Here is a 20,421-nt window from a genome sequence, read left to right on the forward strand (position 1 = left end):
TGTGGGCGGGCTCCCGGGCAGCGTACAAGGGGAAGTACGAGGGGCACCTAGCGCTCCCCAGGGCGTCCGTTAGCGTAGTGCCTTCCTGGGCATATCTCCCAGGCCCTCAAGGCTCCCCCACTGTCTGAAGGCCGTGGGAGGTACCCCCAGGGGAGCCGTAAGGAGTAACGATACCGTTGAGCAAGCAGAGCGATTCTGCCGACTCCCCGGGGCACGGCACCAGCCCCGCGCACGCCGGCGGCGCCCGGCGCCCGCGGGCCTCGCGGGTGTCGCTGCACCGCGGCGGCACGGTGGTCGCCGCCGGGGTCTTCGCGCTCGCGGGCCTGATCTTCGTCACCAGCTTCAACACCGCCAAGGGCACCAACATCCGCACGGACACCTCCCTGCTGAAGCTGTCCGACCTCATCCAGGAGCGCAGCCGCGGCAACGCCGCCCTGGAGAACACCAACGGCGCGCTCCGCGACGACATAGAGTCCCTCGCCGCCCGCGACGACGGACGCACCAAGGCGGAGGACGACACGCTCACCGCGCTGGAGCAGGAGGCGGCCACCAGGACGCTGCGCGGCGGGGCCGTCAGCGTCACCCTGGACGACGCCCCGCCCGACGCCACCGCCAAGCTCCCCGGCTACCCCGAGCCGCAGCCCAACGACCTGGTGATCCACCAGCAGGACCTCCAGGCCGTCGTCAACGCCCTGTGGCACGGCGGCGCCCGGGGCATCAAGGTGATGGACCAGCGGCTGATCTCCACCAGCGCCGTGCGCTGCGTCGGCAACACCCTGATCCTCCAGGGCCGCGTCTACTCACCGCCGTACCGGGTGACGGCCGTCGGCGACCCGGATGCCCTCCAGAAGGCCCTCGCAGACTCCCCCGAGATCCAGAACTACATGCTGTACGTGAACGCCTATGGCCTCGGCTGGCAGGTCAAGGACGAGGGAACCCGGACGCTGCCCGGCTACAAGGGCACCGTCGACCTCCACTACGCCAAGCCGCTCCACTAGCCCAGCCCGGCCCCCGACCGCGAGCGCCCCGGACGGCGGGTGCGGCCGGGTCCGCGAAGGGAGCGCCGGGGAGCGGGAGCGCCGGGGAGCGGGAGCGCCGGGACGCGGGAGCCCCTGCGCCTGCGGCCGGTGTGCGCTCCGGCGCAACGGAACGAGGCGAGCGTCACGTTGTCCACAGGCAGCCCACGTACCCTTCCGCTCACCGTAGTCTGGGGGACGCAAGATTTAGCGACGGCGAGTAGGGACGGCATGTACAGCTGGATCTGGCGGCATCTGCCGGGGAACACATGGGTGAAGGCGCTGCTCTCGCTCGCCCTCGTCATGATCGTGGTCTACGCCCTCTTCCAGTACGTCTTCCCCTGGGCCGAGCCCCTGCTCCCCTTCAACGACGTCACGGTCAACGGCAGCGCGCCGTGGCCGGGACCGGTGGCTCCCTGATGACCGGCCTGCTCCGCGCGCCCGGCGGCGCGACCGGGCCCCTGGCCGCCGGCGGCGACGGCCGTCCCGGCGCCGACCGCCCCGCCCGCGTCCTGGTCGTCGACAACTACGACAGCTTCGTCTTCAACCTCGTCCAGTACCTCCACCAGCTGGGCGCCGAGTGCGAGGTCCTCAGGAACGACGCCGTCACCCCGGCCCACGCCCAGCAGGACGGCGGCTTCGACGGCGTGCTGCTCTCCCCGGGCCCCGGCACCCCCGAGAAGGCGGGCGTCAGCGTCGACATGGTGCGCGCCTGCGCCGAAACCGGCACACCGGTGTTCGGCGTCTGTCTCGGCATGCAGTCCATGGTGGTGGCGTACGGGGGCGTGGTCGACCGCGCCCCCGAGCTGCTGCACGGAAAGACCTCGCCCATCGAGCACGGCGGCCGCGGCGTCTTCGCCGGCCTGCCGTCCCCCTTCATCGCCACGCGCTACCACTCCCTCGCCGCCGAACCCACCACCGTGCCCGCCGAGTTGGAGGTCACCGCCCGCACCCGCGACGGCATCGTGATGGGCGTCCGCCACCGGGACCTCCCGATCGAGGGCGTCCAGTTCCACCCCGAGTCCGTGCTCACGGAGCACGGCCATCTGATGCTGGCCAACTGGCTCGCGCAGTGCGGCGACGAGGGCGCGGTACAGCGATCCGCGGGCCTCGCGCCCGTGGTGGGCAGGGCCTCGGCGTGACCGCACTGCGCCCCGAGCGCGACGGAGCCCCGTACGGCGAGTACGACGCGCAGGACGCGTACGCCCACGGGGAGCATTCGGCGTTCGGGGAGCAGTCCGCGTTCGGGGAGCCGCCCGCCTCCGGGAACCACCTCCCGTTCGGGGAGCAGCCGGAGGACCCGTTCCTGAGGAGCACCACGGCGTACGGGGCCGCTTCCTACGGCGACGCGGACCGCTTCCACGCGGGCGCGTACGGGGACGCGTCGGGCTTCGAGGCGGCCGTCGAGCAGCTCGCCGACCCCCTGAACGACCCCCTGCCCGGCCAAGGCGCCGCCACCCATGACCCGTTGGGCGGGAGCGGTGCGGGCCGGCACGGGCGCGGCGCTCCGGCGCAGGACGGGTCGGCCGGGGCGTACGCCACCGGGTACGCGCAGCCGTCGGGTCAACCCGCCGCCGCGGCGGGCCGTCACTCGCCCGGGTGGTTCCACGAGGAGCCGTCCCAGGCCCCGGAGTTCCCCGCCCCGCGGCCGTTCCAGGACCCGCACCAGCCCCAGCAACCCCAGCAACCCCAGCATCCACACCAGCCGCATCACCCCCAGCCTCATCAGCCTCACCAACCCCCGCCCGGGCGCCCGTCGTCCCGCCGCAGGTCCCCGGCCCCGGAAGGCCTTCAGGCGGCCGCTCAGCCCGCCCCGGAGCCCGCCTACGAGCCGGGTGTGGGAGACGACTCCTACGAGCCGGCGGTCACGGACGAGACGACGGTCAGCCTGAACGCGGGCGAGGCACGCCACGCCGCTGACCAGAGCTCGGACGGGGCGGCGGCCGGCGCCGCCGGCTCCGCGGGAGCAGCCGGGGGAGCCGCCGCGGCGGCCGGGCTCGCCGGGGCAGCCGCGGCGGGCGGCCGGGCCGCGCGGCGGAGGGCCGCCAAACAGCGCGGTGGCGGCGGAGGCAGACGCCGGGCCGGAGCGCGGCACGACAGCAGGGCCGCAGGCCGCGGCGGGCACCGCGCGCGGGGCCACCGGGCCGGCGGGGAGCCGGCCGAGGCCGCCGGCGAGCAGAGCGGCGGCGAGAGCGAGGCGGAGTCCGCACCGCTGAGCCGGGTGGAGGCGCGCCGCGCCGCCCGCGCGGCCAAGCCCAGCGCCGGCGTGGTCGCCAGCCGGGCGATCGGCGAGTTCTTCATCAGCATGGGCGTGCTGATGCTGCTGTTCGTCGCCTACCAGCTCTGGTGGACGAACGTCCGGGCCCACGAGGAGGCGGACGGCGCCGCGCAGCGCATCCAGACCGACTGGGCGAACGGCAAGGGCAAGCCGGGGGTCTTCGCGCCCGGCCAGGGCTTCGCCATCATGCACATCCCCAAGCTGGACGTGATCGTGCCGATCGCCCAGGGCACCGACAAGCACAAGGTCCTCGACCGCGGCATGGTCGGCCACTACGGCGGGCCCGACGACATCCAGACGGCGATGCCCGACGCCAAGACGGGCAACTTCGCCGTGGCGGGCCACCGCAACACCCACGGCGAGCCGTTCCGTTACATCAACCACCTGGTGCGCGGCGACGACATCGTCGTCGAGACGCAGGACGAGTACTACGTCTACAAGGTCACCAGCCTGCTGCCGCAGACGGCGCCGAGCAACATCGGCGTGATCGGCCCCATACCGCCCGGTTCGGGCTTCACCGAGCCCGGCCGGTACATCACCCTGACCACCTGCACTCCCGAATACACCAGCAAGTACCGGCTGATCGTCTGGGGAAAGATGGTGGAGGAGCGGCCGCGCGCCGAGGGCAAGCCCAAGGCACTCGTCAACTGAGCGCCCACAGCCGGACTAACAGCCCCCCGGACAAGGCAGACTGATACGGACAGCACCGGCTGAATGCGCCGGGCCGGGCGGGCCCGCGGCCGCCGGCCGGGCCGGAACGGACAGACAGGGCAGATGCAGTGGTAGCGACGATCGACCCCGACGACAGGACCACGACGTCCTCGCCGCCACCGCCCGTTCGGCGCTCGCACCACCGCGTCGCCACGGCGGTGAGCGTCTTCGGCGAGCTGCTGATAACGCTGGGGCTGGTCCTCGGCCTCTTCGTCGTCTACTCCCTGTGGTGGACGAACGTCACCGCGGACCGCGAGGCGCACCGCCAGGGCGACGAGGTCAGGCACAACTGGGCCGACACGGGGCCGGGCGCGCTCGACATCAAGGACGGCATCGGCTTCCTGCACGTGCCCTCCATGCACAACGGCGACGTGCTGGTGAAGAAGGGCACGTCGGCCAAGGTGCTGAACGACGGCGTCGCCGGCTACTACACGCACCCCGTCAAGTCGGCGCTCCCCGAGGACGCCCCGGGCAACGTCACGCTGGCCGCCCACCGCGACGGGCACGGCGCGAAGTTCCACAACATCGACAAGATAAGGAACGGCGACCCGATCGTCCTGGAGACGAAGGACACCTGGTACATCTACAAGGTCTACGACATCCTCAAGGAGACCTCGAAGTACAACGTGCAGGTGATCGACCAGATCCCGAAGGAGTCCGGCAAGAAGAAGGCCGGACGGTACATCACCCTCACGACCTGTACGCCCGTGTACACCTCCCTCTACCGCTACGTGGTGTGGGGCGAGCTGGAGCGCACGGAGAAGGTCGACAGCAAGCGGACGCCTCCCGCGGAGCTGCGGTAGGCGTCACGGTTCGGAGCAGGGGCCGCCCCGGTGAGTCGGGCGGCCCCTTCCTGCTGCGCACCCGAGCCCGGGGCGCGCACCCGGCCCCGGGGCACTGACCCGAGCCCCGGGCTGAGAGCGCCGTGGGCGCGCGGGCCCATCCCTCCGGCTGCGGCCCGCCCTGCCCCGCTCCCCGCGCCTGGCCGTCGACGGGACGCCCTCGCACCAGCCGCCCAGCCGCCGACCAGCCGGCCAGCCGCCGATTAGCCGCCAAGCCGCCGATAAGTCAGCAGCCGGCTGACGGGCGGCCGGCCGCTGACGTCCCTCCCATGCGTCTCGCACCCCACACGCACCGCACCCCCGGCGCTCACCAGGAGCGGCGGGGGTGCGGTGCGTGTGGGGCCGGGGCCCGGCCGGGGTTGCCCCCGGGGCTCCGTCAGAAGCCGTGCTGCCCCCCGAAGACGTTGCCGCCGGGGCCGCCGCCCCCGCCGTTGTTTCCGCCTCCGCCACCGCCGCCGACCGTCTGGAGGTCGATCGCCGTGCCCGGCGGGACCTGCTGGCCGGACTGCGGGTTGGAGGTGATGACGACGGCGTTGTCGTCGCCGGGGCCGTTGATGTTGCCGACCTGGAGGCCCGCGGAGGTCAGGGCCTGCTTGGCCGCCGCCACGGTCTGCCCCGTGAGCAGCGGCACCTGGACCTGGGACGACTTGGCGACCTGGACGGTGACCGTCGAGCCGGCGTCGGCCTGGGTGCCGGCGGCCGGGCTGGTCTGGACGACCTTGCCGGCCTCCACGCTGCCGTTGTCGACGTCCTGGCGGACGGGCTTGAGGTTGTTGGCCTCAAGCTGGGCCTTGGCCTCGTCCCAGCTCTTGCCGGTCACGTCGGGGACGGTGACCTGCTTGCGCTCCTGGGCGACGGTGACGGTGACGGTGCTGCCGGACTCCTTCTTGGTGCCGGCGGTGGGGTCCTGCTCCAGCACCTGGTTGGCCGGCTGGTCGGACTCCTTGTACTTCACGTTGACGTTGAAGTTCTTGTCGGTGAGCTGCTGCCTGGCATCGTCGAGGGAGAGGCCGACGACCCCGGGGACCGCCACCTTCGGGGCGCCCGCCGACATGGTGACGTTGATGGTCTCGTTCTTGGCGATGTTCCCGCCGGGCTCGGGGTCCTGGGTGCAGACGTGGTCCTTGGGCTGGTCCTTGCACTCCTTGGTCCCGGCCACCTGGACTTTCAGGTCGACGTTGGCGGCCTTGGCCTTGGCGCCGGACAGCGTCTCGCCGACCAGCGTGGGCACCGGCACCTGGGCGTCGCCCGAGCCGCTGCTGTCGGTGATCCACTTCCCGATCAGGATCGCGCCCACCAGCACCAGGACACCGGCGACCACCAGCAGGATGGTGGAGGTGTTCGACTTCTTCTGGCGGCGCCGGTCGGGCCGCTCGTCGTAGCCGAAGCCGCCGTCGTCCGGGTTGACCGGCGGCAGCATGGAGGTGCGGTCGCCGCCCGGCTCCTGGGAGCGCATGGCGGTGGTGGGCTGGTCGTCGGAGCCGTAGCCGGCGTACGCGGGGGCGCCCATCGCGGCGGCGGCCGCCACCGGCTGCCCGTCGAGGCAGGCCTCTATGTCGGCGCGCATCTCGTCCGCTGACTGGTATCGGTAGTTCGGGTCCTTGACCAGGGCTTTCAGGACGATCGCGTCCATTTCGGGCGAGATCTCGGGGTCGAAGGCGCTCGGCGGCTGTGCTTCCTCGCGGACGTGCTGGTAGGCGACCGCGACCGGGGAGTCGCCCACGAACGGCGGGCGCACGGTCAGCAGTTCGTACAGCAGGCAGCCGGTGGAGTACAGGTCGGAGCGCGCGTCGACGGTCTCGCCCTTGGCCTGCTCCGGGGAGAGGTACTGGGCGGTGCCGATCACCGCGGCGGTCTGCGTCATGGTCATGCCGGCGTCGCCCATGGCGCGGGCGATGCCGAAGTCCATGACCTTGACCTGGCCGGTGCGGGTGAGCATCACGTTCGCGGGCTTGATGTCGCGGTGCACGATGCCGCTGCGGTGCGAGTACTCCAGCGCCTGGAGGATGCCGATGGTCATCTCGAGCGACCGCTCGGGCAGCAGCTTACGGCCCGAGTGCAGCAGCTCACGGAGCGTGGAGCCGTCCACGTACTCCATGACGATGTACGGGATGGACACGCCGGCACCGCCGGTGGCCTGGTCGTAGACCATGTCCTCGCCCGTGTCGTAGACCGCCACGATCGCGGGGTGGTTGAGCGAGGCGGCCGACTGGGCCTCACGGCGGAACCGGGCCTGGAACGACGGGTCACGGGCGAGGTCGGCGCGTAGCGTCTTCACCGCCACGGTGCGGCCGAGGCGGGTGTCGTGCGCGAGGTAGACCTCGGCCATGCCACCGCGGCCGAGCACCTGGCCCAGCTCGTACCGGCCGCCGAGGCGACGCGGCTCTTCCATAGCTACCTACCAGCCCTCTCCGTCGGCCTTGACCGCACCCGATGTGTGGTCCGGCGGTGTGCTGTCCGGGCTACGGTACCCGGCTCGCCTTTCTTGCCACGGCCCTCCCGGTCACCCGATACCGGACCGGTATCCCATCGTGCACCGATGTGAAGGGGACGTGATCAAGGTCACGTCCGGGCTCAGTGCTTGCTGTCGATGACCGCCTTCATCACGTTCTTCGCGATGGGCGCGGCCAGGCCGCCACCCGAGATGTCGTCCCGGTTGGCGCTGCCGTCCTCGACCACGACCGCGACGGCGACCGGCGATCCGCTGTCCGTCTTCGCGTACGAGATGAACCACGCGTACGGCTTCCCCGAGTTGTTCTCACCGTGCTGGGCGGTACCCGTCTTGCCACCGACGGTGACGCCCGGGATCTGGGCGCTGGTTCCGGTGCCCTGCTGGACCACTGTCTGCATGATCGACTGGAGCTTCTGCGCGTTCTCCGGCGTCAGGGGCTGGCTGAGCTTCTTCGGCGTGGTCTTCTCGACCGTGTCCAGGTTGGGGGCCTGGAGCTCGTCGACCATGTACGGCTGCATCAGGGTGCCGTCGTTGGCGACCGCGGAGGCGACCATCGCCATCTGGAGCGGGGTGGCCGCGGTGTCGTACTGGCCGATCGAGGACAGCGCCGTCTGCGACGGGTTCATGTCCTTGTCGAAGTTGGACGCGTTCGAGCGCACGGGCGTGAACTGCTCGGAGTTGAATCCGAACTGCTCGGCCTCCTTGAGCATCTTGTCCTCGCCGAGGTCGGAGCCGACCTTGCCGAAGACGGTGTTGCAGGAGTAGCGCAGCGCGTTGCGGAGGCTCGCGTTCTCGCAGGGGATGTTGCCCTCGTTGTTCAGCCGGGTCGTGGTGCCGGGCAGCGTCCACGGCAGCGGCGACTTGGTGGGCGCGTCCACGTCCGTGTACTTGCCGTTCTGCAGCGCGGCGGCCGCGGTGACGACCTTGAAGGTGGAGCCCGGCGGGTAGGTCTGCCGCAGCGCGCGGTTGAGCAGCGGGTCGTCGGGGTCGTTCTTCTTCTGGAGCTTTGTCCAGGCGTCGGAGTCCTTCGTGGTGTTCCCCGCGAAGCTCGACGGGTCGTACGACGGCGTGGAGGCCAGGGCCAGTATCGCGCCGGTGGACGGGTCGAGCGCGGCCACCGCGCCCTTCTTGTGGCCGAGGCCGTCGAAGGCGGCCTTCTGGGCGGCGGCGTTGAGGGTGGTGACGACGTTCCCGCCCTGCTTCTTCTTGCCCGTGATCATGTCGAGCGTGTTGCGGAAGAAGAGGCGGTCGTCGGTGCCGGTGAGGATGCCGTCGTCCAGGTTCTCCAGCTGCGTGGCACCGAAGGCCTGCGAGGCGTAGCCCGTGACGGGCGCCCACATCGGGCCGTCCTTGTAGGTGCGCTTGTACTTGAAGTCGCTGCCGTTGGCCGTGGTGTGGCCGGTGATCTCCTGGCCGCCCTGGACGATGATGTCGCCGCGCGGCACGGCGTACCGCTCGATGGCGACACGGCGGTTCAGCTTGTCGTTCTTCAGGGTGTCCGCCTGGACGTACTGGAGCCAGTTGTCGCGGATGAGCAGGGTGAGGACGAGCAGTCCACAGAAGATCGCGATCCGGCGCAGGGGCTTGTTCACGGGCGGACCACCTGGGTCATCTCGGCGTCGGGATTGCTTGCGGGAGCCGGGGCCGGGCGCCGTGCGGTGTCGCTGATCCGGATCAGGATGCCGATCAGCGCCCAGTTGGCGATCACGGACGAGCCGCCGTAGGCCACGAACGGCATCGTCATACCGGTCAGCGGGATCAGGCCCATGACGCCGCCGGCGACCACGAAGACCTGGAGTGCGAAGGCGCCGGAGAGGCCGACGCCGAGCAGCTTGCCGAACGGGTCGCGGGCGGCGAGCGCGGTGCGGATGCCGCGTTCGGCGATCAGGCCGTACAGCAGCAGGATCGCCATGATGCCGGCCAGGCCCATTTCCTCGCCGAAGGTGGCGAGGATGAAGTCGGAGTTCGCGGCGAACTTGATCAGGTCGGAGTTGCCCTGGCCGAGGCCGGTGCCGAGCGTGCCGCCGGAGCCGAAGGCCCACAGGGCCTCCATGGACTGCTCGGAGTGCCCGACGACGCCCTGCTGGCTGAGCTTGTACTCGTGCAGCGGGTTGAGCCAGGCCTGCACGCGCTGGTGGACGTGCGGCTCGACGGAGCCGACGCCGACCGCGCCCGCGGCGGACATCAGCAGACCGAACACGATCCAGCTCGTCCGCTCCGTGGCCACGTACAGCATGATCACGAACATGCCGAAGAACAGCAGCGACGTACCGAGGTCGGTCTCGAAGACGAGGATCAGGATCGAGATCGCCCAGACCACCAGGATCGGCCCGAGGTCCCGCCCGCGGGGCAGGTACAGGCCCATGAAGCGGCGGCTGGCCAGCGCGAGCGCGTCCCGCTTCACCATCAGGTAGCCGGCGAAGAAGATGGCCAGCACGATCTTCGCGAACTCGCCGGGCTGGATGGAGAACCCGGCGACCGAGATCCAGATCTTCGCGCCGTAGATGTTGGCGCCGAGCCCGGGGACCAGCGGCAGCAGCAGCAGGACCAGCGCGCCGACCATCGAGATGTACGTGTACCGCTGCAGGACCCGGTGGTCCTTCAGGAAGATCAGCACGACGGCGAAGAGCGCGAGGCCCATCGCCGTGTACAGCAGCTGGCGGGGCGCCGCGTCACCGGCCTGGTGGATCTCCTGGAGCCGCTTGGACTGGTCGAGCCGCCAGATGATCACCAGGCCCAGGCCGTTCAGCAGGGTCGCCACCGGCAGCATCACCGGGTCGGCGTACCGGGCGAACTTGCGCACCACGAGGTGGCCGACGCCGGCCAGCAGCCCGAGCCCGAGCCCGTAGCTGAGCAGGCCCGGCGGGATGCTGCCGTTGATGGCGAGGCCCACGTTGGCGTAGGCGAAGACCGGGATGAAGACGGCGAACACCAGGAGCGCCAGCTCGGTGTTGCGGCGGCTCGGCGCCCCGATGGAACCGATCGTCGAAGTATGGGCGGTTTGCGCGGTATGCGTGCTGCTCATGGTGTGACAGGGCCCCTCACGGCTACTGCTTACCGCACAGCGCGACCAGCTTCTGCTCTTCCGCCGAGAGGCTGGGACCGGGCGTGGGCTGCTTCGGTGCGGTGGTGTTCTTGTCGTCGGAGCTCTTGCCGGTGCCTGCGGTGCCGCCGGTGCTCGCGGCGCCGCCGGTGAGCGGCTTCTTCGCGCCCTCGTCCTGCTTGGGGGCGCCCTGCCCGCCGGGAGCGGCGTTGCTGTCGGCGGCGCGCCGCTGGGCGTCCTTCTTGCACGCGGACGCCTGCACGGCCAACTCGTCGATCTTCGTGGTGGCCTGGGTGCGGCCGTCCTCGGTGATCGTCGCCTGGACCTGCTTGCGCTGGTACGGCGGCAGGTACTTCAGCTCGATCTCGGGGTGGTCGGTCTCCACCTTGGAGAGGTTCACCCACGCGAGGTCCTGGCTGATGCCCCGGTACAGCGCCACGTGCTCACCCTTGGTGCCCACGTAGTACTGGGTCTGCGTCCAGCGGTACCCGCCGTACAGGCCGCCGCCGACCACGGCGAGCGCCAGCACGATGTAGGCGGACCGCTTCAGCCACGGGTGCCGGCCGCGGGCCTTGATGAAGTCCTCGTCGCTGTACGGGCCGAAACCGCCCTCCGGGGCGTAGCCGGCCTCACCGGATCCGGGCGGGCCGAACTGCCCCTGCCCGCCCTGTCCGGGCACCGCCCTGCCGAGGCCGGCGGCACGGCCCGCGGGGGTCTCCATGGCGCCGCCGTCGTGCAGCTGGTGCTGGTTCTCGGCGACCGCGCCGACCACGAGCGGGGCGTCCGAGAGGTGCTCCGCGAGGGTGTCGCCGCTGTCGATGTCGAGGACGTCGGCCACGATGACGGTGATGTTGTCGGGGCCGCCGCCGCGCAGCGCGAGCTGGATCAGCTCCTGGACGGTCTCGTGGGGGCCCTGGTAGCTGGCGAGGGTGTCCTCCATCGTCTCGTGCGAGACGACGCCGGACAGGCCGTCGGAGCAGATCAGGTAGCGGTCGCCGGCGCGCACCTCGCGGATCGACAGATCCGGCTCGACGTGCTCGCTGCTGCCCAGCGCGCGCATCAGCAGCGACCGCTGCGGGTGCGTGGTGGCCTCTTCCTCGGTGATCCGGCCCTCGTCCACGAGCCGCTGCACCCAGGTGTGGTCCTGCGTGATCTGGCTGAGCACACCGTCACGGAGCAGGTACGCCCGGGAGTCGCCGACGTGCACCAGACCCAGCCGCTGGCCGGTCCACAGCAGCGCCGTCAGCGTCGTCCCCATGCCTTCGAGCTGCGGGTCGTCGTCGACCATCACGCGCAACTGGTCGTTGGCACGCTGCACGGCGTTGCCCAGGGAGGTGAGGATGTCCGAGCCGGGCACGTCGTCGTCGAGCGCCACCAGCGTCGAGATCACCTCGGACGACGCGACCTCGCCCGCCGCCTGCCCGCCCATGCCGTCGGCGATGGCGAGCAGCCGGGGCCCCGCGTAACCGGAGTCCTCGTTGCCCTCACGGATCATGCCCTTGTGCGAGCCGGCGGCGAAGCGCAGTGACAGACTCATGCGCACCTCGCCAGTCGGCTCCGACTGCAGCCGGTCGTGTCGAGCCACACTGCCCACCCTCCGGTCGGGAGCGTGCTGGCGTCCGTGGTGGGGACAGCGTCGACTTGCTCGCTCCGCTCGCTCTCGTTCATGACGTAGCACTACTTCCGCAGCTCGATGACGGTCTTGCCGATGCGGATCGGGGCGCCCAGCGGAATCGGCGTCGGCGTCGTCAGCCGGCTCCGGTCGAGATAGGTGCCGTTCGTGGAACCGAGGTCCTCCACGATCCATTGGCCGTCACGGTCCGGGTAGATCCTGGCATGCTTGCTCGACGCGTAGTCGTCGTCCAGCACAATCGTCGAATCGTGCGCACGGCCGAGGGTGATCGTCTGGCCCTGCAACGCGACCGTGGTGCCCGCCAGGCTGCCCTCGGCGACGACCAGCTTGGTCGGAGCGCCCCGGCGCTGCCGGCCGGCGGCCCCGCCGCGCTGCTGCGGGGGAGCCTCCCGCGCGGCCCTGGCGGCCCCGGACCGCCCGCTGTCGCGGCGCGCCCCGCGCTGCGTCACACGGGTTCCGAACAGGTCGCTGCGGATGACCTGTACGGCCACGATCACGAACAGCCACAGAACGGCCAGGAAACCCAGCCGCATGACCGTCAGGGTCAGCTCTGACATTGCCCCCGCTTCACCCTTCGGCTTGCCGGTAAATGATGGTGGTGCTGCCCACGACGATCCGCGAGCCGTCGCGGAGCGTAGCGCGGGTGGTGTGCTGTCCGTCTACCACGATGCCGTTGGTGGACCCGAGATCCTGGATCGTCGAGGGCGAACCGGTCCGGATCTCGCAGTGCCGGCGGGAGACGCCGGGGTCGTCGATCCGCACGTCGGCGTCGGTGCTGCGGCCCAGCACCATCGTCGGGCGCACGATCTGGTGACGCGTGCCGTTGATCTCGATCCAGCGCCGCACCTGGGCGCCAGGCAGCGTCCCTGGGTGCCCGCCCGACGTCGTGCCCTGGAGCACACCCGGCGGCGACGCCGGCATGGGGGGAGCGCCGGCGGGCTGCGGGGGGTAGCCGTAGCCGCCGCGCCCCGCGCCGGGCGCCCCCTGGGACGGATACCCGCCCGGGCCCGTCGGGGCCTGGCCGGGCGCCTGGGAGCTGCTGGACGCGAGCGTGCGGCTGCGCACCCGGTACAGGCCGGTGTCGAGATCGTCGGCCTTCTCCAGGTGGACCTTGATCGGTCCCATGAACGTGTAGCGCTGCTGCTTCGCGTAGTCGCGCACCATGCCCGCGAGCTCGTCGCCGAGTTGACCCGCGTACGGGCTCAGGCGCTCGTAGTCGGGCGTGCTCAGCTCCACGATGAAGTCGTTGGGCACGACCGTCCGCTCGCGGTTCCAGATCGTGGCGTTGTTGTCGCACTCGCGCTGGAGGGCGCCTGCGATCTCGACCGGCTGGACCTCGGACTTGAAGACCTTGGCGAAGGTGCCGTTGACCAGACCTTCGAGGCGCTGCTCGAACTTCTTCAGGACTCCCACGGGGCACCTCCTCCTTCTCTTCCCACCACCGCTCGCTCGCCGTGGTGTTCGTCGTTCTCGCCTTGCCTGCGTTCCGTGTCGTTCCGGTACTGCTTACTGATCGTATCCACGCACCGGTAAATCGGCTGGTTCCCCCTGTCCGCCCGTCCGACGGGTGTCGACTCTCACAGCACATGCCCTCGCCGGCCGCCAGGAATCCGTCCCGGGCCCCGGCGATGCCCCCCAGCCGGGACGCGGCCCGTGCACCTCGCGGAGCACCGGCCCCGCCCGGCAAGGACGGCCGTTCGGCCGCCCCTGACGTAGGGATCGTAAAGGGGGCCGAATCCAGTGTCCCGCACCCGTGCCTCACTGCGGACCATGTGCGCCCCACAGCGGGTCGACTGGTGCGCGGTTGATACGGGACGGTAACCGGGGCGTGGGGGTGGGAGTGGGGGCGAAGGGCCAGGGACGGGGGTGGGTGGAGTTTGTTCATCCGCGGGCGGCCGGGGCTTCATTCCGTGAGGGGGTGGGGCTTCATCCCCCGGGGGCTTCATCCGGGCGCTGCTCGGGTTCTGGTGGGGCCCGGTCGGGTTCCTGATCGGGTTCCGGTCGGGTTGGCCGGGTTACTTGCGGGGTTCCGGGGGCCATGTGGCGGGCGTGTTCGGTGTGGGGCGGGCGTCTTCGGTGGGGGGTTCGGGTGATTTGAGCAGTTCGGGTAACTCGGGCGGCTCGGGTAGTTCAGGCGTAATGCTCCTGTATGGGGTCTGCTGTGTGCGGCCGGAAACGGTGCGGCGGGGGTGCGGGGGAGGTGGGGGCGTCCCGCTGGGTCGACGTGCCGGCGTGCGTGTCGTGGGGTGCTGCCTTCTCCGGCGCGGGAACGGCTTCTCGCGGTGGCTCGCACGTCCGGGTGGGGGCGCCGGGCCCGGCGAAACGGATGTGAAGTCACCCTTGCCAGCGTGCTAACCTTCTGGATGTCGAGAGGCACTCCCGCCGCCAAGTGGGGAGGCCGAAGACACAGCCCATGCGCGGGTGGCGGAATAGGCAGACGCGCTGGATTCAGGTTCCAGTGCCCGCAAGGGCGTGGGGGTTCAACTCCCCCCTCGCGCACAGCGAAGCGGTCCTCACGGTGATCACCATGAGGACCGCTTTTTGGTTGGTTCGCCCTTTCTGGGGTCTACCTCGTTGGCTCGCCCCTTCTGGGGGATCGCCTTGCTGGCTTCGTCGCGCGTCTCCGGTGTTCACGTGGGGTTCACGTGGGGCGGTCCCGGCGCCGAGGGGGAGAGTGGGGGGGCGGAGGGCAGGAGGGTCGGGCGTGGGGCGAGGCTTTCGCGTCACGGGCTCTCTGGGCGGCTGGAGTTGCCGGGTCCGGCTGTGTGAGAAGAGTCTCAAAGTGTGTGCGGAGTGTGGAGATCGACAGCCCGGCGCGGCGGCCCCGGGGTCGGGGCTGTCGTGCCGGGCTGCCGGGTCTCCGTATGGCTGCCGGGTTGGCATTACGGAGGGTCGTGCTGGACTCCGGAGGGTCATCGCCCTCCGGGAGTCATCGTCTCCTCTGAGGTCACAACCCTCTGAGGTCGCAACCCTCTGAGGAACATCGCCCTCCGAGGGGTCACGCGGCGGTCGCGAGGCGCTGGGCGAGGGTCTTCGCCTTGGTCGCGGCGTCCTCCAGGGCCTTGGCGCGGGACTCCTCGGCGAGCGGAATGAGGTCCTTCATCGCCGGAACGGAGTGGGCCAGGGTGAGCTCGGTCACGATGGTGTCGACCTCGGCCTTGAGCATGTCGCTGAGCGCGGCCTCCAGGTAGCTCTGGGCGTACTCGAAGGACTCGCGCGGCATCCCGGGCGAGTAGCCGCCGCCGCGGCTCGCCACGACCGTGATCGGGGTGCCCGCGACGGTCGAGGTCTCGCCCGAAGTGCGGCCCACCAGGATCACGTTGTCCAGCCAGGCCTTCAGCGTCGAGGCGATCGTGAAGTTGTACATCGGCGCGCCGATCAGCACGGCGTCGGCCCTTTCCAGCTCCTCGACCAGCTCGATGCGCTTCGCGAAGGCGGCGGCCTGCTCAGGGCTGTGCGTGGACGGATCCGCGAAGCCCGCGGTGGCGCCGTGCACGTTCAGGTGGGGTACGGGATTCGCGCTCAGGTCGCGATAGATCACCGTGCCCTCCGGGTGCTGTTCCTCCCATGCCTTGCGGAAGGCGTCCGTGACGACGCGGGACGCGGATGCGTCGCCCGGAAATATGGACGAATCCAGGTGCAGCAGGGTGGCCATGTCGTTCTCCCATGAGGTGGTGATACCAGGCGGCCGGTGGTCGGGTCGGCCGTCACCGTTGTTGAGTACGCAACTAGTATTACCACAGCTGCTTACTTTTTCTCACTCCACCTTGTGCCGGGCAGTACCCTGGTGCGCATGGCGCCAGACCAGACCGACGCTGAGGCCGCCTGCGCGAAGGTCCACACGGCCTGCGTGCAGGTCGACGACGACATGACGCGCGTGTTCACCCTGCTCGGAAAGCGCTGGTCAGGGCTGGTCATCGCCGTGCTCATACGGCAGCCGGTGCACTTCGCCGAGCTGCGCAGGGCCATCCCCGGCATCAGCGAACGGATGCTGTCCGACCGCCTCGCCGAACTGGTGTCCGTCGGCCTCGTCGTGCGCGAGGTCACAGAGGGACCGCCGCTACGGGTCTCGTACCGCCTCTCCGAGGCCGGCTCCGCCCTGGAGCCGGCACTCGGCGAGCTCCGCCAGTGGGCCGTGCGGTACCTGCCGGAAGGCGGACAGTGCCCGGAGGAGTTCCGGAAGTAGGGCCCGGGGGCCCGGTCGGTTCCGGTTCCGGTTCCGGTGGTCGCGGCTCGGACGGTCCTTGTGCGGGCGGTTCCTATTCGGTCGGTTCCTGTTCGGGCGGACCTCTGTTCCGGGGAGGTGTCCCTTCCGGGGAGGCGTCCGGCGCGGAAGGTCCCCGGGCGAAGGGCTCGCGAAGGGCCCGCCACGGGTTCTCGCGCAGGTTCTCGTTGCGCCACACGAGGGGTGCCGTTCCTCCTCCGCGTGAGGCCGGTTGCCGTGCTGCCGCGCCGAGTTATCCACAGCCCCTCGCCACGGCCGACTCGGTTATCCACAGGTCCTCACACGTTCCGCCCGACGGCGGTACGGTCATGCCGAGTTGATGTTCAGGGACGCCCGACGCGGGTGAGACGGCCCGGCGCGGCTGAGACGGGGGTGGTCGGCATGACCGGCGGCGGTGGAGAGGTGCCGGAGGCGCGCGCGGCAGTTGCTTCCACGGATGCGCACCCGAACGGAGCGGCCCCCGACGCGGCACAGTCACCGGACCCCCGGGTGCCCTTCGTACGGGGCTTCGCCGAGCGCACCCCCAAAAGCTCCCCCAAGCACGACGGCCGGGCGCTGAGGGACCGCGTGCCGCGCTCGGCCCACGCCGAACTCCCCGCGGACACCGCCCGTCCGGACCCCGTGACGGCAGTCCAGCAGTCGAACGAAGGCCGTCTCCCCGACCTCGTCCCGATCAGGGTCGGCAGAATGGCCGCCGGCCCCTTCGCCTTCCTGCGCGGCTCCGCCGGCCTCATGGCCCACGACCTGGCGCGCACCCCCGTGACCGGCATCGGCACCCAGATCTGCGGAGACGCGCACGCGGCCAACTTCGGCCTGTACGCCGACGCCCGAGGCGGCCTCGTCATCGACCTGAACGACTTCGACGAGACGGCCCACGGCCCCTGGGAGTGGGACGTCAAACGCCTCGCGACATCCCTGGTCCTCGCCGGGCGCGAGGCCGGGGCGGCCGAGGACGCCTGCCGCCAGGCGGCGTTCGACGCCGCCGGCGCCTACCGGCACACCATGCGCCTGCTGGCCAAACTCCCAGCCCTGGACGCCTGGAACGCCATCGCCGACGAGGAACTCGTCTCGCACACGGACGCCCACGACCTGCTCGGCACCCTGGAGCGCGTCTCGGAGAAGGCGAGGAAGAACACCAGCGGCCGGTACGCCGCCAAGTCGACCGAGCCCGTGGACGGCGGCGGCCGCCGGTTCGTCGACTCCCCGCCGGTACTGCGCCGCGTCCCCGACGCGGAGGCGGCCGCCGTCGCGGCCTCGCTGGGAGACTGGACCGAGACGCTGTCCGAGGAGTTCCTGCCCCTGATGGCCCGTCATGCCATACAGGACGTCGCCTTCCGCGTGGTCGGCACGGGCAGCGTCGGCAACCGCTCATACGTGGTGCTCCTGCTCGACCACCGCGGCGAGCCGCTGGTCCTCCAGGTGAAGGAGGCCCGGCCGTCGGTCCTGGTGCCCCATCTGCCGCTGGCGGGCTTCCCGACACCGGAGGTGACCCACGAAGGCCGCCGTGTCGTGCTCGGCCAGAAGCGCATGCAGATAGTGAGCGACATATTGCTGGGCTGGACCCAGGTGGGCGGCAGGCCGTTCCAGGTCCGGCAGTTCCGCAACCGCAAGGGCAGCGTCGACCCCGCCGACCTCGGGGCGGACCAGCTCGACGACTACGGCCGCATGACCGGAGCCCTCCTGGCCCGCGCACACGCCCACAGCGTCGACCCTCTCCTGGTGGCCGGCTACTGCGGCAAGAACGACTCGCTCGACGCGGCCATCGCCGAATTCGCCGTCGCCTACGCCGACCGCACCGAGGCCGACCACGCGGCCCTGGTCACGGCGGTGCGCGGTGGGCTGGTGGAGGCGGAGATGGGGGTCTGAGAGCGCTGTCGACGGGGGCGGGCGACCGGGCTGCCGGGCGACTGGGTGGTCGGACGGCTAGAGGGTCGGTCGGCGGGTCGGCTAGGTCTGTCGGTGGGCGAGGTCGGTCGGTAGGTCGGCGGGTAAGGCGGGCCGGTCGGCGGGCCTGGTCGGTCGGCGGGTTGGCGCGTCGGGGCGGTTGGCGCGGCCGAACGGTCGGGTCGGCTGACAGCGCGAGTCGGCAGATCTCCTGGGGCAGGGCTTGGGCTGCCGGAGCATTGGGGCCGGAGCCTCGGTGACGAGCGTGGCAGTGGTGCGCGCCGTGGCAGGGGCTGCGTACGGGGAAGGGGACGGGGGGGCAGGGACGGGCGCGAGGGTGAGCGGGCGGTGGGGTGGGGGGCGGGGGGAGGGGAGGGGCCCCGAGAAGCCCCAAGAACGGACCCATACGCCCATCCCAAGCCCGCCGCCCCACCACCTCCACAGGCCCCGGAAGGCCGGTAACCCCACCCTCTACTCTGGACGGGTGACGACCCCGGAAGCCGAACCACCCCAGTCCGAGAGCCCTGCGGCTGCCCCTGTCCCGCCGACGGCGGAGGCAGCGGATGCCAGGGGCAGGCACCGCGCGTCAGGGGCGTCGTCGTCTCCCGGGCAGGTGTCCGAGGAAACCGCGGCCGGGCCGACCGCGCCCGGTGCAACCCAGCCGGAAGGGACCCTGAGGGCCGAGTCGGCGGGCGAGGGCGGAGCCGCCGGGGAGACCGGGGGCGGCGAGACCACGGGCAACGGGGCGGCCGGCGACAAGATCGCGGACGGCGGGGCCGCCGACGACCGGACTCCGGGCGGAGTGCACGGCGCGGACGAATCCACCGAGGCCACCGAGGCTACCGAGGCCGGCGCGACGGGGGTTGCGCGGCCCGAGGAACGGCTTGAGCAGGCCGTCCGGGTGGCGGAACAGGCGCTGATCGAGTTCGAGATCGCGGTGGAGACGTTCCGGATCGAGGTGGAGAATTTCTCCCGCCTGCACCACCAGAAACTCGGCCCGATGTACACCCGGCTCGACGAGCTGGAGGCGCAGATCGCCGAGGCGAAGGCGGCCCGCACCGGGGATCCGGAGGACATCCGTGCCGCGGACGCCGCGCGGGCGCGTGTGATGCCGATGCCGAGTGTGGAAGAGCTGTTCCACAACTGGCTCGGTTCCGACGGCCTGTCGCCCGAGGCCAGCGCCATGCTCACCGAACAGCCCGTTCGCCCGCCGGAGAAGGTCCGCCCCAGTGACGAGGCCCGGAAGCTCTACCGCGAGCTGGTCCGCAAGGCCCACCCGGACCTGGCCCAGGACGACAAGGAGCGGGCCCGGCGCGACGAGTTCATCGCCCGCGTGAACGCCGCCTATGGCCGGGGTGACGAAGCCCTCCTGACCGAGCTGGCGGAGGAGTGGGCGGCGGGACCCGTGCCCGAGGAGCGCCGCCCCAGCAAGAGCGAGGAGCTGTACGCCCGGCTCGAATGGCTCACCCAGCGCAAGGAACTGCTGACGATCGTCGCCACCGATCTGGAGGAGAGCGCGATCGGGGCCATGCTGCGGATGGCCCCGGAGGACCCGGACACTCTCCTGAACGAGATCGCGGAACAACTGTTGGCGCAGGTCGCCGAGCGCGAAGCGGAGCTGGCAGCGCTGCTGGCGTGAGCTGAACCGTCCCCTTGCGCTCCGGCCCTCGCGGCGAGGCGGGCCCCGCGATGTGTGACGTCCCGCTGCCGTCCGTACCCGACGTCCCGCTGCCCTGAATGACGGTCCCGTCCCGACAGACGGGTGGCGGCGGGGGCGGGACACGAGGGAGGGCGCCCAGGTTGTGCCCCGGGGCGGCCCCCGCTGACAGGTCCGGGTGGTGGGATGGCCGGGTCGGGGGTCGCGTCGGGTAGCGTCGAACCCATGGGATTTGGATCTGGTGTGCCTACGGTCGGGGTCGGCGATGTCGCTGACGGAGATTTCCTGCTGGACGTCCGTGAGGACGACGAGTGGGCGGTGGGCCATGCCGAGGGTGCGTTGCACATCCCGATGAGCGAGTTCGTGGCCCGGTTCGGCGAGCTGACCGAGGCGGCGCCGCAGGACGGCAAGGTGTACGTCATCTGCCGGTCCGGTGGCCGCTCGGCGCAGGTGACGATGTACCTGGCCCAGCAGGGCGTCGACGCGCTGAACGTCGACGGCGGCATGGAGGCATGGGCTGCCTCGGGCCGCCCGCTCGTGAACGACGAGGGGCAGCCGGGCGCGGTGCTCTGACGGGTCCGCCGAGTCCGTCCCGGGGGGCAGGTGACCACCGGGTGCCCTGGTCGTCGGCCGGCCCCAGTCCCCGGGGGCACGGCTTCCGGATCCACCCGGGCACCCAC

Annotated in this window: 16 protein-coding genes and 1 tRNA gene; 10 read left to right on the plus strand and 7 right to left on the minus strand. The window is 71.2% G+C overall.

Annotation, left to right across the window (positions count from 1 at the left end):
• The first annotated feature begins 176 nt into the window (after positions 1–176).
• The 5 genes from Sm713_RS28380 (at position 177) to Sm713_RS28400 (ending at position 4,808) form a co-directional block, all read left to right on the plus strand.
• The gene (locus Sm713_RS28380) at positions 177–998 is read left to right on the plus strand and encodes a DUF881 domain-containing protein (RefSeq protein ID WP_212912868.1); all 822 of its coding nucleotides are present in this window, start codon (positions 177–179) and stop codon (positions 996–998) included.
• Positions 999–1,247: 249 nt separating this feature from the next.
• Positions 1,248–1,436 (plus strand): hypothetical protein, encoded by a 189-nt coding sequence (locus tag Sm713_RS28385; protein WP_212912869.1) that lies wholly within the window; start codon positions 1,248–1,250, stop codon positions 1,434–1,436.
• A complete protein-coding gene (locus Sm713_RS28390) occupies positions 1,436–2,158 on the plus strand; it encodes an aminodeoxychorismate/anthranilate synthase component II (protein WP_212912870.1) in 723 nt (240 codons plus the stop codon). The genes Sm713_RS28385 and Sm713_RS28390 overlap by 1 nt, the downstream gene beginning before the upstream one ends.
• A complete protein-coding gene (locus Sm713_RS28395; protein WP_308293197.1) occupies positions 2,155–3,945 on the plus strand; it encodes a class E sortase in 1,791 nt (596 codons plus the stop codon). Before Sm713_RS28390 ends, Sm713_RS28395 begins: the two co-directional genes overlap by 4 nt.
• Positions 3,946–4,073: 128 nt before the next feature.
• Positions 4,074–4,808, plus strand: coding sequence for a class E sortase (locus tag Sm713_RS28400; RefSeq protein WP_212912871.1), 735 nt, complete (start codon positions 4,074–4,076; stop codon positions 4,806–4,808).
• A 415-nt stretch (positions 4,809–5,223) separates the two neighbouring features.
• Here the strand turns inward: Sm713_RS28400 and pknB are convergent, their stop codons facing one another.
• The 6 genes from pknB to Sm713_RS28430 all read right to left on the minus strand — a co-directional run bounded on the left by pknB (position 5,224) and on the right by Sm713_RS28430 (position 13,388).
• Entirely contained in the window at positions 5,224–7,239 is a 2,016-nt protein-coding gene (gene pknB / locus Sm713_RS28405; RefSeq protein ID WP_212912872.1) for a Stk1 family PASTA domain-containing Ser/Thr kinase, read from the minus strand.
• A 182-nt stretch (positions 7,240–7,421) separates the two neighbouring features.
• Complete coding sequence (locus tag Sm713_RS28410; protein ID WP_212912873.1) at positions 7,422–8,891, minus strand: penicillin-binding protein 2; 1,470 nt, start codon at positions 8,889–8,891, stop codon at positions 7,422–7,424.
• Positions 8,888–10,324 carry an FtsW/RodA/SpoVE family cell cycle protein gene (locus Sm713_RS28415; RefSeq protein WP_212912874.1) on the minus strand — a complete coding sequence of 479 codons (1,437 nt, stop codon included), beginning with the start codon at positions 10,322–10,324 and terminating at the stop codon, positions 8,888–8,890. Before Sm713_RS28415 ends, Sm713_RS28410 begins: the two co-directional genes overlap by 4 nt.
• 22 nt (positions 10,325–10,346) lie before the next feature.
• The gene (locus Sm713_RS28420) at positions 10,347–11,879 is read right to left on the minus strand and encodes a Stp1/IreP family PP2C-type Ser/Thr phosphatase (protein WP_212912875.1); all 1,533 of its coding nucleotides are present in this window, start codon (positions 11,877–11,879) and stop codon (positions 10,347–10,349) included.
• A gap of 140 nt (positions 11,880–12,019) precedes the next feature.
• Positions 12,020–12,532, minus strand: a complete 513-nt coding sequence (locus Sm713_RS28425) for an FHA domain-containing protein (RefSeq protein WP_212912876.1) — start codon at positions 12,530–12,532, stop codon at positions 12,020–12,022.
• A 10-nt stretch (positions 12,533–12,542) separates the two neighbouring features.
• A complete protein-coding gene (locus Sm713_RS28430; RefSeq protein WP_212912877.1) occupies positions 12,543–13,388 on the minus strand; it encodes a DUF3662 and FHA domain-containing protein in 846 nt (281 codons plus the stop codon).
• 1,002 nt (positions 13,389–14,390) lie between these two features.
• Between Sm713_RS28430 and Sm713_RS28435 the strand changes: the two genes are divergently transcribed.
• Positions 14,391–14,474, plus strand: a tRNA-Leu gene (locus tag Sm713_RS28435).
• A gap of 499 nt (positions 14,475–14,973) precedes the next feature.
• Here the strand turns inward: Sm713_RS28435 and Sm713_RS28440 are convergent.
• On the minus strand, positions 14,974–15,630 hold the full coding sequence (locus Sm713_RS28440; RefSeq protein ID WP_212912878.1) for an FMN-dependent NADH-azoreductase: 657 nt from the start codon (positions 15,628–15,630) through the stop codon (positions 14,974–14,976).
• A gap of 138 nt (positions 15,631–15,768) precedes the next feature.
• On the opposite strand from Sm713_RS28440, the gene Sm713_RS28445 reads away from it, so the two are divergent.
• The 4 genes from Sm713_RS28445 (at position 15,769) to Sm713_RS28460 (ending at position 20,314) form a co-directional block, all read left to right on the plus strand.
• Positions 15,769–16,161, plus strand: coding sequence for a helix-turn-helix domain-containing protein (locus Sm713_RS28445; RefSeq protein WP_212912879.1), 393 nt, complete (start codon positions 15,769–15,771; stop codon positions 16,159–16,161).
• A 420-nt stretch (positions 16,162–16,581) separates the two neighbouring features.
• Positions 16,582–18,066 carry a DUF2252 domain-containing protein gene (locus tag Sm713_RS28450; protein ID WP_212912880.1) on the plus strand — a complete coding sequence of 495 codons (1,485 nt, stop codon included), beginning with the start codon at positions 16,582–16,584 and terminating at the stop codon, positions 18,064–18,066.
• 820 nt (positions 18,067–18,886) lie between these two features.
• Positions 18,887–19,723 (plus strand): J domain-containing protein, encoded by an 837-nt coding sequence (locus Sm713_RS28455; protein WP_249417021.1) that lies wholly within the window; start codon positions 18,887–18,889, stop codon positions 19,721–19,723.
• Positions 19,724–19,984: 261 nt separating this feature from the next.
• On the plus strand, positions 19,985–20,314 hold the full coding sequence (locus Sm713_RS28460) for a rhodanese-like domain-containing protein (protein ID WP_212914908.1): 330 nt from the start codon (positions 19,985–19,987) through the stop codon (positions 20,312–20,314).
• Positions 20,315–20,421 lie beyond the last annotated feature (107 nt).

The sequence above is a fragment of the Streptomyces sp. TS71-3 genome (genome assembly GCF_018327685.1).
Classification (GTDB): Bacteria; Actinomycetota; Actinomycetes; order Streptomycetales; family Streptomycetaceae; genus Streptomyces.

What these genes read in the sequence shown, in the direction of transcription:
- Sm713_RS28385 (WP_212912869.1), top strand. Translation starts at nt 1,248, where the DNA reads ATGTACAGCTGGATCTGGCGGCATCTGCCGGGGAACACATGGGTGAAG.
- Sm713_RS28390 (WP_212912870.1), top strand. Translation starts at nt 1,436, where the DNA reads ATGACCGGCCTGCTCCGCGCGCCCGGCGGCGCGACCGGGCCCCTGGCC.
- pknB (WP_212912872.1), bottom strand. Translation starts at nt 7,239, where the DNA reads ATGGAAGAGCCGCGTCGCCTCGGCGGCCGGTACGAGCTGGGCCAGGTG.
- Sm713_RS28415 (WP_212912874.1), bottom strand. Translation starts at nt 10,324, where the DNA reads ATGAGCAGCACGCATACCGCGCAAACCGCCCATACTTCGACGATCGGT.
- Sm713_RS28420 (WP_212912875.1), bottom strand. Translation starts at nt 11,879, where the DNA reads ATGAGTCTGTCACTGCGCTTCGCCGCCGGCTCGCACAAGGGCATGATC.
- Sm713_RS28425 (WP_212912876.1), bottom strand. Translation starts at nt 12,532, where the DNA reads ATGTCAGAGCTGACCCTGACGGTCATGCGGCTGGGTTTCCTGGCCGTT.
- Sm713_RS28440 (WP_212912878.1), bottom strand. Translation starts at nt 15,630, where the DNA reads ATGGCCACCCTGCTGCACCTGGATTCGTCCATATTTCCGGGCGACGCA.
- Sm713_RS28445 (WP_212912879.1), top strand. Translation starts at nt 15,769, where the DNA reads ATGGCGCCAGACCAGACCGACGCTGAGGCCGCCTGCGCGAAGGTCCAC.
- Sm713_RS28450 (WP_212912880.1), top strand. Translation starts at nt 16,582, where the DNA reads ATGACCGGCGGCGGTGGAGAGGTGCCGGAGGCGCGCGCGGCAGTTGCT.